The organism is Paracoccus sp. (in: a-proteobacteria), from assembly GCF_047605025.1.
In the GTDB taxonomy this organism is placed as follows: domain Bacteria; phylum Pseudomonadota; class Alphaproteobacteria; order Rhodobacterales; family Rhodobacteraceae; genus Paracoccus.
Genome location: NZ_JASGGO010000013.1, coordinates 70859 through 85245, shown reverse-complemented (window position 1 = coordinate 85245; position 14387 = coordinate 70859). Strand labels below are relative to the sequence as shown.

The 14387-nt window shown below is 67.9% G+C and carries 12 protein-coding genes; 6 read left to right on the top strand and 6 right to left on the bottom strand.

Translation table 11 applies throughout. The annotated features are described in order from the left end of the window. The first annotated feature begins 103 nt into the window (after positions 1-103). Positions 104-943, top strand: coding sequence for a glycosyltransferase (locus tag QM682_RS09570; RefSeq protein ID WP_415129104.1), 840 nt, complete (start codon positions 104-106; stop codon positions 941-943). A gap of 20 nt (positions 944-963) precedes the next feature. Here QM682_RS09570 and QM682_RS09565 read toward each other — a convergent pair whose 3' ends face one another. Both QM682_RS09565 and purD read right to left on the bottom strand, forming a co-directional pair. Continuing rightward, positions 964-2526 carry a 2-isopropylmalate synthase gene (locus tag QM682_RS09565; protein WP_415129102.1) on the bottom strand — a complete coding sequence of 521 codons (1563 nt, stop codon included), beginning with the start codon at positions 2524-2526 and terminating at the stop codon, positions 964-966. Positions 2527-2873: 347 nt separating this feature from the next. Continuing rightward, complete coding sequence (purD, locus tag QM682_RS09560) at positions 2874-4136, bottom strand: phosphoribosylamine--glycine ligase (protein ID WP_415129100.1); 1263 nt, start codon at positions 4134-4136, stop codon at positions 2874-2876. Between the two features lie 110 nt (positions 4137-4246). Here purD and xseA point away from each other — a divergent pair, with 110 nt between their 5' ends. Then, on the top strand, positions 4247-5842 hold the full coding sequence (gene xseA / locus QM682_RS09555; protein ID WP_415129098.1) for an exodeoxyribonuclease VII large subunit: 1596 nt from the start codon (positions 4247-4249) through the stop codon (positions 5840-5842). A gap of 59 nt (positions 5843-5901) precedes the next feature. Here xseA and QM682_RS09550 read toward each other — a convergent pair whose 3' ends face one another. The 4 genes from QM682_RS09550 to QM682_RS09535 all read right to left on the bottom strand — a co-directional run bounded on the left by QM682_RS09550 (position 5902) and on the right by QM682_RS09535 (position 9780). After that, entirely contained in the window at positions 5902-7134 is a 1233-nt protein-coding gene (locus QM682_RS09550; protein ID WP_415129096.1) for an MFS transporter, read from the bottom strand. Beyond that, positions 7131-7772, bottom strand: a complete 642-nt coding sequence (gene eda, locus QM682_RS09545; protein WP_415129141.1) for a bifunctional 4-hydroxy-2-oxoglutarate aldolase/2-dehydro-3-deoxy-phosphogluconate aldolase — start codon at positions 7770-7772, stop codon at positions 7131-7133. Before eda ends, QM682_RS09550 begins: the two co-directional genes overlap by 4 nt. A gap of 181 nt (positions 7773-7953) precedes the next feature. Beyond that, positions 7954-8553: a DUF1190 domain-containing protein gene (locus QM682_RS09540; protein WP_415129094.1), complete on the bottom strand. Its 600-nt coding sequence runs from the start codon at positions 8551-8553 to the stop codon at positions 7954-7956. A 3-nt stretch (positions 8554-8556) separates the two neighbouring features. Then, a complete protein-coding gene (locus QM682_RS09535; RefSeq protein WP_415129093.1) occupies positions 8557-9780 on the bottom strand; it encodes a glutathionylspermidine synthase family protein in 1224 nt (407 codons plus the stop codon). Positions 9781-9931: 151 nt separating this feature from the next. Between QM682_RS09535 and QM682_RS09530 the strand changes: the two genes are divergently transcribed. The 4 genes from QM682_RS09530 to QM682_RS09515 all read left to right on the top strand — a co-directional run bounded on the left by QM682_RS09530 (position 9932) and on the right by QM682_RS09515 (position 14344). Further along, a complete protein-coding gene (locus tag QM682_RS09530; protein ID WP_415129091.1) occupies positions 9932-11521 on the top strand; it encodes an ABC transporter substrate-binding protein in 1590 nt (529 codons plus the stop codon). 89 nt (positions 11522-11610) lie between these two features. After that, the gene (locus tag QM682_RS09525) at positions 11611-12588 is read left to right on the top strand and encodes an ABC transporter permease (RefSeq protein ID WP_415129139.1); all 978 of its coding nucleotides are present in this window, start codon (positions 11611-11613) and stop codon (positions 12586-12588) included. Continuing rightward, positions 12585-13487: a nickel transporter permease gene (gene nikC, locus QM682_RS09520; protein WP_415129089.1), complete on the top strand. Its 903-nt coding sequence runs from the start codon at positions 12585-12587 to the stop codon at positions 13485-13487. Before QM682_RS09525 ends, nikC begins: the two co-directional genes overlap by 4 nt. Continuing rightward, positions 13484-14344 carry an ABC transporter ATP-binding protein gene (locus QM682_RS09515; protein ID WP_415129087.1) on the top strand — a complete coding sequence of 287 codons (861 nt, stop codon included), beginning with the start codon at positions 13484-13486 and terminating at the stop codon, positions 14342-14344. Before nikC ends, QM682_RS09515 begins: the two co-directional genes overlap by 4 nt. Positions 14345-14387: the final 43 nt, after the last annotated feature.

Below are 14387 nucleotides of genomic sequence, written 5' to 3'. Positions count from 1 at the left end.
CATATTTCCTCAGCCTTGCCGCGCAATATTCGGCCTCCGGCGCCTTGACCCGGGAACGCCCGATTTTTAGCCTTGCGAGGCGAAACCGGATCAGGGGGCCAGCTTGCGCGACGATATACTCGGGATCTGCCGGTTTTCCTTCCTGGGCTCCTGCGACTGGGCCGAGACCCAGGGCAAGGACGGCAACTCCCCCGAGCTTCTGGCGCGCCGCGCGGCACTGATCTATGCGCCCAAGCGGCTGGAGCGTCGCTTCACGGCCTTTGAGACATTATGCCTGCCCTCGATCCGGGCGCAGACGGATTCGGATTTCCGCTTCCTGATCCTGACCTCTCCCGAATTGCCGCCCCTCGCGCGCGAGCGGCTGATGGATCTTTGCGCGGGCCTGCGGCAGGTGCGGGTGCTGCTGTCCGAAAAGCGCAACACGCTGGATGCGCTGCGCCCCGAATTGCAGCGCGCGGCGGCCGAGGCGGGGCGCCCCGTGATCCAGTTCCGGCTGGACGATGACGACGCGCTGTCGCGCCATCATGTCGCGCGCATCCGCCGCCATGCCCTGCGTTTCACCGACCTGCCCGCCTTCGGCATCAGCTATCCGCGCGGGCTGGTCTTCGGCAGCTACGGCGGTGCGCCGGTCAGCTTCTGGAACGCGCATCAGCCCTTCATGAGCGCGGGGGCGACGGTGCGGCTGCGCCGGGCGGGGCGCAGCGTCTACGCCTTCAACCATTTCCAGATCCCGAAGAACATGCCCGGCTTCACCGACACCTCGGGCCTGGGCTATGTCCAGACCCGCTGGGACGAGGGGGACTCGGTCGCAAGCATCGCCGCGCCCTTCCCGAAATGGTTCAAGCCGATGCGGCCCGCAGCCTTCCACGCCGAACTGGCCGAGGATTTTCCCTTCCTGCAAGGCGTCGATCTGGGCTTCGCGCAAAAGCGGGGGGCGGCCTGAAACGCCGCCCCCACGTCCGGTCAGTGCGAATACATGCTGACCTGCTTGGCATCGGCATCCTTGCCGACCATCTCGCGCCGCACCTTCAGCCGGTTCAGCGCCCCGACATAGGCTTTCACGCTGGCCAGGATGGTGTCGGTATCGGCGGCCTGACCGGTGACGATGCGCCCGCTCTCCTCCATCCGCACGCTGACGGTCGCCTGGGCGTCGGTCCCCTCGGTCACGGCATGGACCTGATACAGTTGCAGCCGCGCCTCATGCGGCCAGATCGCCTTGACGGCGTTGAAGCAGGCATCGACCGGACCGTCGCCCGTGGCATGGACCGATTTCTCCTCGCCGCCCACCAGCATGGTCAGGTCGGCCGACTGGCCGTCGCTGCCGCAGACCACGCGCAGGTGCCTGACTTGCAGATGGTCGTTTTCGGTATTGGCGGCGCTGTCCTGCATCAGGGCGACCAGATCCTCGTCGTAGATCTCTTTCTTGCGGTCGGCCAGGGCCTTGAAGCGGACGAAGATGTCCTTCAGCTGGTTGTCGCCGGGATCATAGCCCAGGTCGCGCAGCTTGCTGCGCAGCGCGGCGCGGCCCGAATGCTTGCCCATGGCGATATTGGCCTCGTTCAGGCCGATATCGGCGGGGCGCATGATCTCGAAGGTCTCGACGTTCTTCAGCACGCCGTCCTGGTGGATGCCGGATTCGTGCAGGAAGGCGTTCTTGCCGACGATGGCCTTGTTCGGCTGCACGACAAAGCCCGAGGCCTGCGCCACCCGCCGCGACAGCCCCATGATCTTTGTCGTGTCGATGCCGGTGGTGAAGGGCATGATGTCGTGACGCACCTTCAGCGCCATCACGACTTCTTCCAGCGCGGTGTTTCCGGCGCGCTCGCCCAGCCCGTTGATGGTGCATTCGACCTGACGCGCGCCCGCCTCGACGGCGGCCAGGCTGTTGGCCGTCGCCATGCCTAGGTCGTTGTGGCAATGCGTGGCAAAGATCACCTCGTCCGCGCCCGGCACCCGCTCCAGCAGCATGGCGATCAGCGCGGCGCTTTCGCGCGGCGCGGTATAGCCCACGGTGTCGGGAATGTTGATCGTGGTGGCACCGGCCTTGATCGCGATCTCGACCACGCGGCACAGATAGTCATGCTCGGTGCGTGTCGCGTCCATGGGCGACCACTGCACATCGTTGCACAGGTTGCGGGCATGGGTCACGGTCTGGTGGATGCGCTCGGCCATCTGGTCCATGTCCAGGTTCGGAATGGCGCGGTGCAGCGGAGAGGTGCCGATGAAGGTGTGGATGCGCGGGCGCTTCGCATGCTTCACCGCCTCCCAGCAGCGGTCGATGTCGGGGAACTGGGCGCGGGCCAGGCCGCAGATCACCGAATTGCGCGCCAGCTTGGCGATCTCGCTCACGGCGGCGAAGTCGCCCTCCGAGGCGATGGGAAAGCCCGCCTCGATGATGTCCACGCCCATCTCGTCCAGCATCTGGGCGATTTCCAGCTTCTCGGCATGGGTCATGGTGGCGCCGGGCGATTGCTCGCCATCGCGCAGGGTGGTGTCGAATATCAGAACGCGGCTTTTGTCGGTCATCTGGGATCTTCCTTCTTTACGCTTGGGGTTGGTTTCCGGGCGCCAACCTGACTGAGCGGCGGCCCGGGGACCCGCTCAGCGCAGCGTAAGAAGAAGCAGACCGCGAAGGTTCACGGCAAAACGCGCGCCATTGTGCGCGTCAGGGGCCGTGGCGATGATAGGTCGCATCCGAGTCATGGGCCGGACTATAGGTTCGGGCCCCGCCGTTTGAAAAGACCGAAAATCGCCACCGCCCGCATTTTACCTGAACAGATGCCGGGAAAAGAAACGGCCCCGATTCCGCGCCGCGCCGGGGCCTTCTTCGTTTTTCAAATACCCATATGCGACCGTGCCGCAAGCGCGGCGCCTCAAAGCGCGCGCCAGCCGATGTCCCGGCGATAAAAGCCGCCCGGCCAGTCGATGGCATCGGCCAGCGCATAGGCTTTCGCATGGGCCTCGGCCAGACTCTCTCCCCGTCCCGTCGCGGCCAGGACCCGCCCGCCCGCCGCGACAAGCGTGCCGTCCCGCATCGCTGTTCCGGCATGAAAGACCATCCGCCCCGAATCCTGCGCCAAAGCCTCCAGCCCCCGGATCTCGGTCCCCTTCTCATAAGCGCCGGGATAGCCCTTCGCGGCCAGCACCACGGTCAGGGCATGGTCGTCGGCCCAGGTCACGGCGGTCCCGCCCAGCCTGCCCTCGGCGCAGGCCAGGATCAGGTCCAGCGCCTGCGCGCCCAGCCGCATCATCAGGACCTGGCATTCCGGGTCTCCGAAACGGACGTTGTATTCGACCAGCCTCGCCTGCCCGTCCTCGATCATCAGCCCGGCGTAAAGCACCCCCTGGAACGGCGTGCCGCGGCGCGCCATCTCGGCCACGGTCGGGCGCACGATCCGCGCCATCACGTCGTCCTGGATGGCCTGCGTCAGCACGGGGGCGGGGGAATAGGCCCCCATGCCGCCGGTATTCGGCCCGGTGTCGCCGTCGCCCACGCGCTTGTGGTCCTGCGCGGTGCCGATGGCCAGGCAGTCCGCGCCGTCGCACAGGACAAAGAAGCTCGCCTCCTCGCCGGCCATGAACTCCTCGATCACCACTTCCGCCCCGGCCTCGCCGAAGGCGCCGCCGAAGGCGTCATCCACGGCGGCGAGAGCCTCGGCCTCGGTCATGGCCACGGTCACGCCCTTGCCGGCGGCCAGCCCGTCGGCCTTGATCACGATGGGCGCGCCTTTCGTGCGGATGTAGTCCCGCGCCGGCCCGGCGGCATCGAAGCGCGCCCAGGCGGCGGTCGGCGCGCCGCAGGCGTCGCAGACCTCCTTGGTGAAGGACTTCGACGCCTCAAGCATCGCCGCCGCCTTCGACGGCCCGAATACCAGGATGCCTGCCCCGCGCAGGTCGTCTGCCACCCCGGCGGCCAGGGGCGCCTCGGGACCGATCACCACCAGGTCGATGGCGTTTTCCTCGCAAAAGCCGATCACGGCCGATCCCGACAGGATGTCCAGATCGGCCAGCCGCGCCAGGCTCTCCATCCCGGCATTGCCCGGCGCGACGAAAAGCCGGTCGCATTTCGGGTTCTGGCGGATCGCCCAGGCCAGGGAATGTTCGCGCCCGCCGCTGCCGAGGATCAGGATGTTCATGGCGCCACGCCCCTTTTTCGCAAATATTCTGGACGCCTTCTAGGAACTGCGCGGCCCCGGATCAATAGCGCCCCTTGATCCCGTGCGCGCGCCGCGCCAAAACCCTGGCCATGGAACTCTTCGAGGATGAGCCCGCATCGGGGCCGGGCGGCAATGCCCATGAATTCACCGTCTCGGAAATCTCGGGCGCCGTGAAGCGCGTGCTCGAGGGCGAGTTCGGCCGCGTCCGCGTCCGGGGCGAGATCGGCCGCGTCTCGCGTCCTTCGTCGGGGCATCTCTATTTCGATCTCAAGGACGACCGCGCGGTGATCGCCGCCGTGACCTGGAAAGGCCAGGCAGCGCGCCTCGCTACCCGCCCCGAGGAAGGGATCGAGGTCATCGCCACGGGCCGGCTGACCACATTCCCCGGCCAGTCGAAATACCAGCTCATCGTCGATCAGATCGAGCCCGCGGGCGCGGGCGCGCTGATGCTGATGCTGGAAAAGCGCCGCAAGGCGCTGGCGGCCGAGGGGCTGTTCGACGAATCGCGCAAGCAGCCGCTGCCATATCTGCCGCGCGTGATCGGCGTCGTCACCTCGCCCTCGGGCGCGGTGATCCGCGACATCCTGCATCGGCTGCGCGACCGCTTCCCGACCCATGTGCTGATCTGGCCGGTGGCGGTGCAGGGCCAGGATTGCGCGCCCCAGGTCAGTGCGGCGATCCAGGGCTTCAACGCGCTCGACCCGTCGGGACCGATCCCCAGGCCCGACCTGATCATCGTCGCGCGTGGTGGTGGCAGCCTGGAGGACCTCTGGGGCTTCAACGAAGAGGCGGTCGTCCGCGCGGCGGCGGCCAGCCGCATCCCGCTGATCTCGGCAGTGGGCCATGAGACGGACACCACGCTGATCGATTTCGCCGCGGACCGCCGCGCGCCCACCCCCACCGCCGCCGCCGAAATCGCGGTGCCGGTCCGCGCGGAACTCGCGGCGCGCCTTTCCGAACAGGCGGCGCGCATCCTGCGGGCAGGGCGGCAGAACCAGCAACGCCTGCGGCAGCGGCTGGGGGATCTCGGCCGCGCGCTGGGGCGGCCCCAGGCATTGATCGACCCGGCGCGGCAGCGATTCGACCTCTTCGCCGAACGGCTGGAGCCGGCGCTGCGGGGCTTCGTCCGCGCCCGCCGCGACAGGCTCAACGCCTTGCCCCTGTCGCTCGCGGCGCTGCGGGGGAACCTGCGGACCCGGCGCGACCGGCTGGGCGACCAGTCCCGCCGCCTGCCCGTCACCGTCACGCGCGAGAACACGCGGCGGCGCGGGAAACTGGTCGATCTCTCGGCCCGGCTCGACCGGGCGCGGCTGCGGGTGCTGGCCTCGGGTGCCCGCGACATCGCCCGCGACCGCGAGCGGCTGGCAACGGCTCTGCGGCGCCTGACCGCGGCGGCCGACCGGCTTGCACCGCCCCGCCGGGACCGGCTGGACCGGCTGGACCGGCTGCGCCAGACGCTCGGCTATCGCGAGACATTGCGCCGGGGCTTCGCGGTCATCCACGGCCCCGAGGGCCTTCTGACCAGCGCCACCACCGCCGCGCAGGTGGAAAAGTTCCAGATCGAATTCGCCGATGGACGACTGGCCGCGCACCCGGAAACCGAAAGTCCCGAAACCGAACGTCCCAACCCGCCGCGCGCACCCCGCAAGCCGCGCGCGCCCAAGGGACAGAAATCCCTTTTCTGATCGTCTTTCTTGCCCAAATATCCTGGGGGGAACGTCCTGCCGACCCCATTGAGGGGTCGTCAGGACGTGGGGGGCGAAGCCCCCCGGCCCTCGGGCCGCCGCATCAGCCAGAAAAGCGCGGCGCCGGCCAGGGCCAGGAAGGGCAGCATCGCCAGATTGACCGCGCTCCATCCCGCTTGGGCCGAGCCGCCGCCGCAATTCATCAGCCCGCCCGAGGAGAGCGAGGCCAGGAACACGCCTCCGAACACCACGGCGTCGTTCAGCCCCTGCACCCGCTCGCGCTCCTCGCGGCGATGGGCGCGGGTCAGCATGGTTGTGGCGCCGATGAAGCCGAAGTTCCAGCCCAGGCCCAGCAACGCCAGCGCCAGATAGAAGCGCGGCAGGTCTACCCCCGACAGCGCCACAGCACCCGCCCCGGCAAGGATCCCCAGACCCAGCATGACGATGCGCCGGGCGCCGAAGCGCGCGATCAGATGGCCGGTGAAGAACGAGGGCGCGAACATCGCCACCACATGCAGCGAGACGATATTGGCCGCGTCCGAGGTATGAAAGCCGCAGCCCACCACCGCCAGCGGCGTGGAGGTCATCACCAGGTTCATCAGCGCATAGGACACCATCCCGCAGATCGTCGCCACCGCGATCTGCGGCGCGCGGATCAGTTGCGAAAGCGGCCGGCCGCGTGGCGCGCCGCTCGCGGCCGGCGCCGGGCGGGGGCTGTCCAGAAAGGCGAAGATCAGCGGCCCCAGCAGGTTCAGCCCGATGATCGCGGCATAGGTCGCAAGGAAGGGCACGGCGGTCGCCTCGGCGGTCAGCCGCACCAGGAACGGGCCGGTGAAGGCGGCGAACAGCCCGCCCGCCAGCACCCAGGAAATCGCCCTGGACTGGAATTCCTCGGGGGCGCTGTCGGTCGCGGCGAAGCGATAGAAGCCCTGCGCCGCCTGGTAGATCCCGGTCAGCAGCCCGCTGAAGGCGAACAGCCAGAAACTGCCCAGGATCAAGCCGGTCGCGGCCAGGCTGGCGCCAAGCGCACCCGCGCCGCAGGCCAGCATGAAGCCCGCGCGCCGGCCGTGCCGGGCCATGAAGCCTGCCAGCGGGCGGGCCGACAGCGCCGAGCCCAGGACGATCATCGACAAGGGCAGGGTGGCGATGCAGGGATTGGGGCTGAGCATCTGCCCGGTCAGGCCGCCGACGATGAAGATCATCGACATCTGCGCCCCCAGCAGCCCCTGGGCCAGCAGCAGCACGGCGACGTTGCGCCGGGCGCGCGCCATGCCCGGCGCGGGCGGCGTCATCCGCGCAGGGCGCGGGCTTCGCGGGCGCGGCTCTCGATCGCCTGCCAGCCGGCGGCGGCTACATCCGCATCGGGCGCGATCCAGCTTCCGCCGACGCAGATCACATTGGGCAGCGCCAGGTAATCGGGCGCATTGGCAAGCGTGACCCCGCCGGTCGGGCAGAAGCTGACCTGCGGCAGCGGCCCGGCAAGCGATTTCAAGGATTTCGCGCCGCCCGCCGCCTCGGCCGGGAAGAATTTCAGCATGCGAAAGCCCATCTCCATCGCCCGCATCACCTCCGAGGCGGTGACGGCGCCGGGCAGCAGGGGCAGCTCGATTTCCTCGCAGGCCCTGACCAGGGTTTCGGTCACGCCGGGCGATACGGCGAAGGTCGCGCCGGCATCCTTGGCGCGCCGGGCGTCGTCGGGGGTCAGCACCGTGCCCGCGCCGACATGGCCGCCGGGAACCTTGGACATGGCGCGGATGACATCCAGCGCCGCTTCGGTGCGCAAGGTCACCTCAAGCACGGGCAGCCCGCCCGCGACCAGCGCGGTGGCAAGCCCCTCGGCGCGGGCGGCATCGCCCACGACCAGAACCGGGATGACCGGAGCGATCTCGCACAGGGCGCGGCTTTTCTGGGACTGGATCTCGGGGGACATGGACATGGCTCTCTCCTGAAATTCTGGGCGCGGGCCGGGCCTTTCGCGGCGCCGGCGCATGGGACACGTTAGCGTTAACCCGCGACCGGCGCCAGAGGCCAGCGCCCGCCCGGTCCGGGGCCAGTCCGGGGCCAGTCCGGGGCCAGTCCGGGGCCGTGTGCGCGACGACCGGCGGCAAGCCTCAGCCGCCCAGGCTGCGGCTGCTGCCCGAGGTGCCGCGCGTGGTGCTGGCCGCGCCGAAGCCGCCGCGCTGGTTGACCTGCGCCGCGCTCATCGGGGGCTTGCCCAGCGTCGTCGGCCCGCGCTGGAAAGCCTGCTGCGGCACCTTGCCCGCGCCGCGATTGGTGGCGAAGCTCTGATCCCCCTTGGGCGTCGAATAGCGCCCGTCGGCTGTCCGCACCATCGGCTGGGAAAAGATCCCGCCGCCGCGCGACAGCATCGAGCCCATCATGTAGCCGACCAGCAGGGGCATGAAGGAAAACCCGCCCCCCGATTGCTGCGCGGCCGGATCGCCGCCGCAATTGCCCACGCCATGTTCCTGCTCGCAAAGCTCTTTCGAGGCATAGCGCGGGGCGGTTTCGTTGAACTCCTGCGCCGCCGCCTCGAAATTCTTGCGGCAATCGTCCTCGGTGAACCACAAGGTGGCATCCTTGCTGGCGGCGATGCAGCTTTGCAGGTCGGGAAAGCTTTGCGCGTCGACCTGTTCGTCGCGGCAGGCGGAAAGGGCCAGGGTGGCGGTCCCGGCCAGCACCAGGGCGACATGGCGCGAGCGTTTGATCATGGGTCAGCCCTCGATGAAATGCGGCTTGAAGCGCGACAGGTTATGCGTGATGCGCGAGGCATCCTCGCGCAGGCCGATGCCCACGCAGGTCTCGCCCACGATCCACGATCCGATGACGGGATGGAACCCCCCGAATTCGGGGAGCGGCGCAAGGCCCTGAAGGATCAGGGGGTGATGCGAATAGCTGTCGTCCAGGGTCCGCTCGCGCACCTCTCCGGCCTCGACAAGGGTGACGCCGGCCCCCTCGCGCGAGAAGATGGGTTTCGTCACATGGCCGCGCTTCAGCGCCTCGCGCGCGGCCTCGAACGCCTCGGCGACCGAGGGGTCGGGCAGGCCGCCGGTCAGCGCCTCGGCCACGTCCGCCAGGAAAAAGGCCGGCAACAGGTTCGGATGGCCCGGCGCGATCTGCCACATCACCGGCAGGATCCCCTTGTTCGAGAGCACCGCCTTCCAGGGCGGCTCGATGAAGCGGGTGCCCGAGCCGGCCAGATGCGCGGCGAAATCGTCGCGCAGCATGTCCTCCCAGGGATAAAGCTTGAAAAGCGTGCCGATCACGCGGGACTGGTCGTCGGCGAACTGCCCCTCGTCGGTCAGGCCGATCTGGTCCAGCGCGGTGAAATGCGCGCCAAGCCCCGCCTCGCGCGCGGCCCAGGCCAGGGTCTCGACCGTGGCGTAATCCTCGGGGTTGCGGGGATCGGCCGCGAAATGGACATCCTCTCCGGCGGCGCAGATCTGGGCGAAGCGGGCGACCAGAGCCTCGTGGATGCCGTTGAACTGGTCGGTATCGGCGCCCAGAACGCCCAGCTTTTGCTGCTGTTCCAGCCAGAGCCATTGGAACGAGGACGATTCGTAAAGCGAGGTCGGCGTGTCGGCATTGTATTCCAGCAGCTTCGCCGGGCCATCGCCGCCATAGGCCAGATCCATGCGGCCATAAAGCTCGGGCTCGCCCCGGCTCCAGCTTTCCGCCACCAGATCCCGATGCGCGGGCGGAATCTCCAGCCGGTCCATCAGCCGCTCATCGCCGATCACCCGTGCCACGGCCTCGCGCGCCAGCGCGTGCAACTCGGTCGAGGGCGCCTCGATGTCCTCTTCGATCTGGTTCAGGGTAAAGCGATAGGCGCTGGTTTCGTCCCAATAGGGCGCGCCGTCCATATCGGCGAAGGTGAAGCCCAGATTCTGGGCCTCGTCGCGCCAATCGGGACGTTCGGGCAGGCTGCGTTTTTCCATGAATCCCCCTTTGCTTTCCCGAAATGGACGACAGCGCCGCGCGGTGCAACCCCGCCCTTTCGCGAAGGGCTTGCCCTGTGGCCGGCTTCGCGCCAAGCTGCCTCCATTCCAATCCCGGCGAAACGGGAAGAGACAACGGGGAATGCACATCATGAAACATCTGCCGCTTCGCGCGCTTCTTCTGGCCAGTGCCATCGCCATGGCGCCCGCGGCCTTCGCCGAGACGCCCGCCGACATGCTGGTGGTCGCCGCCCAGATCGACGACATCATCAGCCTGGACCCCGCGCAAAGCTTCGAATTCTCGGGCAATGATGTGGATAACAGCCTTTACGACCGCCTGGTGGATTTCGATCCGCTGGACCTGGCCGCCGGCTTCAAGCCCAGCCTGGCCGAAGCCTGGGAGGTCAGCGAGGACGGTAAGACCATCACCCTGACCATGCGCGACGGCGTGAAGTTCCAATCCGGCAATCCGGTCCGGGCCGAGGATGCCGCCTGGTCGCTGCAACGCGCGGTCAAGCTGAACCTGTCGCCCGCCTTCATCCTGAATCAGTTCGGCTTCACCCCCGAAAACGTCGACCAGCAGGTGACTTTCGAAGGCAACAAGCTGACCCTGAAGCTGGACCAGCCCTATGCGCAAAGCTTCGTGCTGAACTGCCTTGCGTCGAACGTGGCCTCGGTGGTGGACAAGGAAACCGCCATGGCCAATGTCCAGGGCGAGGATCTGGCCAATGCCTGGCTTTCGACCAATGCGGCGGGCTCGGGTCCGTTCAGCCTGGCGGCCTGGCGCCCGAACGAGGCGGTGCAACTGGCCGCCAATCCCGATTACTGGCAGGGCGCGCCCGCGATGAAGCGGGTGATCGTGCGCCATGTCCAGGAAAGCAGCGCCCAGCGTCTGCTGCTGGAACAGGGCGATATCGACGTGGCGCGCAACCTGACGCCGACCGATGTGCAGGGCCTTTCCGGCAACGACAAGCTGAAGGTCCAGGACGAGCCCAAGGGCCGGATCCTTTACATGGGCCTGAGCCAGAAGGACCCGCTGCTGTCCAAGCCCGAGGTGGTCCAGGCACTGAAATACCTGGTCGATTACGCCGGGATCGAGGGCAGCTTCCTGAAGGGCCAGTTCAAGATCCACCAGAACATCGTCCCCGAGGGCTATCTGGGCGCCTCGGACGAGAACCCCTGGACCCATGACATCGAGAAGGCCAGGAAGATCCTGGCCGATGCCGGGGTGACCTCGGGCACGGTCAAGACCGCCGTGCGCGACATCACCGAATATGTGAACGTGGCGCAGACGCTTCAGGCGTCCATGGCGCAGGCCGGGCTGACGCTTGAGATCCAGCAGATGACCGGGGCGCAGGTGCTGGACGCCTATCGCGCGCGTTCGGTCTCGATCTTCATCGGCGAATGGGGACCGGATTATGCCGATCCGAACACGAACGTCTCGACCTTCGCCTATAATCCGAACAATGCCGACGATGCCAAGCTGTCGCAACTGGCCTGGCGCAATGCCTGGGCCGTCCCGGACGAGATGAACAAGGCCACCGTCGCGGCCACGCTGGAGGGCGACACCGACAAGCGCGTGCAGATGTATCTGGATATCCAGAAGCAATATCGCGAGATCGCGCCGATCGTGCCGCTGTTCCAGCGCATCGAGCAGGCGGGGCTGCAAGCCAATATCCAGCATTGGACCTCGGGCGGGGCGGTCAGTTCCGCGTTTTATCGCCAGGTGACGAAGGAATAGCGCCGGTGAGCGCGACAGACCCGGCGCGTCCGGCGGCACGCAGCGGCGCGTTATGGCGCCGCCGCGCGAAGGGTCTCGGCGGTGTCGCGCTGTCCCTGGCGCTGACGCTGCTGGGACTGCTGCTGGTGACCTTCATCATCGGCCGGGTCATGCCCATCGACCCGGTGCTGAAGGTGGTGGGCGAGCGCGCGACCCAGGCCCAATACCAGGCCGCCTATCAGGCGATGGGCCTGGACAAGCCGCTCTGGCAGCAATTCCTGCGCTATATGGGCGAGGTGCTGCATGGCGATTTCGGCCGCTCGATCTCGACCGGGCATCCGGTGATCGCAGATCTGAAGCGGGTGTTTCCGGCAACGTTCGAACTGGCTTTCCTCGGCACGCTGATCGGGGTCTGCCTGGGCATTCCGCTGGGCGTGCTGGCGGCGGCGCGGCGTGGCGGCTGGCTGGACCAGATCGCCCGCGTGGTGGCGCTGGTCGGCTATTCCATGCCGATCTTCTGGCTGGGGCTGATGGGGCTTTTGCTGTTTTACGGCATGCTCGGCTGGGTCGGAGGACCGGGCCGCCAGGGCATCATCCATGACGGCATGGTGCCCGAGGTGACGGGCATGATCCTGCTCGACAGCCTTTTCGCGCGGGATTGGGGCGCCTTTCGCGACGCCTTCAGCCATATCATCCTGCCGGCCAGCCTGCTGGGCTATTTCAGCCTGGCCTATATCAGCCGCATGACCCGCAGCTTCATGCTGGAACAGCTTTCCGGCGAATACATCACCACCGCCCGCGTCAAGGGTCTGTCCGAGGGCCGGGTGATCTGGCGCCATGCCTTCGGCAATATCCTGGTGCCGCTGGTCACGGTCATCGCACTCAGCTTCGGCTCGCTGCTGGAAGGCTCGGTCCTGACCGAGATCGTCTTTTCCTGGCCGGGGCTGGGGCAATATATCACCAAGGCGCTGCTCGCGGGCGACATGAACGCGGTGCTGGGCGGCACGGTGCTGATCGGCACCTGCTTCGTGGTGCTGAACATCGCATCGGACCTGCTTTACCGCCTGCTGGATCCGAGGGCCGCATGACCACGACACGCGCATGGCTGTTGACCGATGCCCCGCAGACCCGCCGGCAGGCGCGGCTGGGGGCGCTTTACCAGGGCTGGCTGACCTTCCGGGGCAACAAGCTCGCCATGCTGGGGCTGGTGATCCTGCTGGGCCTGCTGTTCGTCGCCGCCTTCGCGCCCTGGCTTTCGCCGCAAGACCCCTTCGCGCAGAACCTGGCCGAGCGGCTCAAGCCGCCGTCTTCGGCGCATTGGCTCGGCACGGACGCCCTGGGCCGGGACATCCTGTCGCGGCTGATCCATGGCGCGCGGGTGACGCTGTTCATCGTGGGAACCGTGGCGCTGATCGCGCCGGTGATCGGGCTTTTCGTCGGCACGGTCGCGGGCTTCGCCGGCGGCTGGGTCGATCAGGTGCTGATGCGGGTGACCGACATCTTCCTGGCATTTCCCAAGCTGATCCTGGCTTTGGCCTTCGTCGCCGCGCTGGGCCCCGGCATCGGCAATGCGGTGCTGGCGCTCGCCATCACCTCATGGCCGCCCTATGCCCGCCTCGCACGGGCCGAGACGCTGACCATCCGCAAGGCCGATTACATCGCCGCCGCCAGGCTGCAAGGCGCCGGGCCGATGCGGCTGCTGATCGGCCATGTCTGGCCGCTCTGCGTCAGCTCGATGATCGTGCGGGTGGCGCTCGACATGGCGGGGATCATCCTTTCCGCGGCGGGCCTCGGCTTTCTCGGCCTGGGCGCGCAGCCGCCGATGCCGGAATGGGGCGCGATGATCGCCGACGGACGCACCTATATCCTGGATTTCTGGTGGGTCGCGGCCGTGCCGGGCCTGGCGATCTTCGTCGTCAGCCTGGCCTTCAACCTGCTCGGCGACGGGCTGCGCGACGTGCTGGACCCGAAGGGAGCCAAGCAATGAACCCGCTTCTCAGCGTCCGAAACCTGCGCGTGACCTTCCCGACCCGCTCGGGACCGTCCCAGGCGGTGCGCGGCGTCAGCTTCGACCTGGGCCGGGAACGGCTGGGCGTGGTGGGCGAATCCGGCTCGGGCAAATCCATGACCGGGCGCGCGATCCTGGGACTGGTGCGCCCTCCCGGCCAGGTCGCGGCGGACCGGCTGGACCTTGAGGGCCAGTCGATCCTGAACCTTCCCGAGGCGCGGATGCGCAAGCTGCGCGGCGCCCGCATCAGCATGGTCATGCAGGATCCCAAGTTCAGCCTGAACCCGGTCATGACCATCGGCCGCCAGATCATCGAAGGGTATCGCCTCCATACCGGCACCGGCGGCCGGGCCGCGCGGGACAAGGCACTCGAAATGCTGACGGCGGTGCAGATCCGCGACCCGGAACGCGTCTTCGACGCCTATCCGCACGAGGTCTCGGGCGGCATGGGCCAGCGCATCATGATCGCGATGATGCTGGCCCCGGACCCCCAGATCCTGATCGCGGACGAACCCACCTCGGCGCTGGATGTGTCGGTCCGAAACGAGGTGCTGCGCATCCTCGACCGGCTGGTGCGCGAACGCGGCATGGGGCTGATCTTCATCAGCCACGACCTGCACCTGGTCGGCCAGTTCTGCGACCGGGTGCTGATCATGTATGCCGGCCAGGTGGTCGAGGAATTGCCAGCCGCGGAATTGCACCGCGCCCGGCACCCCTATACCCTGGGCCTGCTCAACAGCCTGCCGCGCCTCGATCACCCGGTCGAGCGCCTGGCGGTGCTGCAACGCCAGGAAAGCTGGCGCGAGGCGCTGACCCCGCCGGTCGGAGGGTCGTGATGGCCTGTCTTCGTTTTCCAAATACCCAAATGCGGCGGTGCCC

Bases quoted from the DNA above. Each gene is read 5' to 3' on its own strand.
- QM682_RS09565 (WP_415129102.1), bottom strand. From the start codon at position 2,526: ATGACCGACAAAAGCCGCGTTCTGATATTCGACACCACCCTGCGCGAT.
- purD (WP_415129100.1), bottom strand. From the start codon at position 4,136: ATGAACATCCTGATCCTCGGCAGCGGCGGGCGCGAACATTCCCTGGCC.
- xseA (WP_415129098.1), top strand. From the start codon at position 4,247: ATGGAACTCTTCGAGGATGAGCCCGCATCGGGGCCGGGCGGCAATGCC.
- QM682_RS09550 (WP_415129096.1), bottom strand. From the start codon at position 7,134: ATGACGCCGCCCGCGCCGGGCATGGCGCGCGCCCGGCGCAACGTCGCC.
- eda (WP_415129141.1), bottom strand. From the start codon at position 7,772: ATGTCCCCCGAGATCCAGTCCCAGAAAAGCCGCGCCCTGTGCGAGATC.
- QM682_RS09540 (WP_415129094.1), bottom strand. From the start codon at position 8,553: ATGATCAAACGCTCGCGCCATGTCGCCCTGGTGCTGGCCGGGACCGCC.
- QM682_RS09535 (WP_415129093.1), bottom strand. From the start codon at position 9,780: ATGGAAAAACGCAGCCTGCCCGAACGTCCCGATTGGCGCGACGAGGCC.
- QM682_RS09530 (WP_415129091.1), top strand. From the start codon at position 9,932: ATGAAACATCTGCCGCTTCGCGCGCTTCTTCTGGCCAGTGCCATCGCC.
- nikC (WP_415129089.1), top strand. From the start codon at position 12,585: ATGACCACGACACGCGCATGGCTGTTGACCGATGCCCCGCAGACCCGC.
- QM682_RS09515 (WP_415129087.1), top strand. From the start codon at position 13,484: ATGAACCCGCTTCTCAGCGTCCGAAACCTGCGCGTGACCTTCCCGACC.